The sequence below is a fragment of the Streptomyces spinosus genome (assembly GCF_020400655.1).
Classification (GTDB): domain Bacteria; phylum Actinomycetota; class Actinomycetes; order Streptomycetales; family Streptomycetaceae; genus Streptomyces; species Streptomyces argyrophylli.
In genome coordinates this window covers 1-586 of the sequence record NZ_JAINRC010000067.1, presented here as the reverse complement: position 1 = coordinate 586, position 586 = coordinate 1, and the positions used below count along the sequence as shown (strand labels likewise).

The 586-nt window shown below is 66.7% G+C and carries 1 pseudogene; it reads left to right on the top strand.

From position 1 onward, the window contains the following. Positions 1-543 (top strand): annotated as a pseudogene (locus LG395_RS40935) (alpha-1,4-glucan--maltose-1-phosphate maltosyltransferase); the annotation flags it as partial. Positions 544-586: the final 43 nt, after the last annotated feature.

The window sequence follows — 586 nt, the reverse complement described above, 5'->3', positions numbered from 1 at the left end:
ATCCGTGCCGTGCTCGCCGCCACCCTCTCCCCCACGTGGGGCATCTACTCCGGCTACGAACTGTGCGAGAACACCCCGCTCAAGGACGGCGGCGAGGAATACCTGGACTCCGAGAAGTACCAGCTCAAACCCCGCGACTGGGAAACCGCCGCACGCGAGGGACGGACCATCGCACCCCTCATCACCCAGCTCAACACCATCCGGCGCCGGCAGCCGGCCCTGCGACAGCTGCGCGATCTGCACTTCCACCACGCCGACAAGGACGCGGTGATCGCCTACTCGAAGCGGAGCGGATCGAACACGGTTCTGGTGGTCGTGAACCTCGACCCCCACCACACCCAGGAGGCCACGGTCTCGTTGGACATGCCGCAACTCGGCCTGGACTGGCACGAGTCCGTGCCGGTGCGCGACGAGCTCACCGGCGAGACCTACTACTGGGGCAGGGCCAACTATGTGCGCCTCGAACCGGGTCACAGGCCCGCGCACGTCTTCACCGTCCTGCGACCGTCCACCCCGCAGACCGGAGGGTCACCCACAACATGATCGTCAATGAGCCCGTTCCGGACACCTTCGAGGACACGCCCGC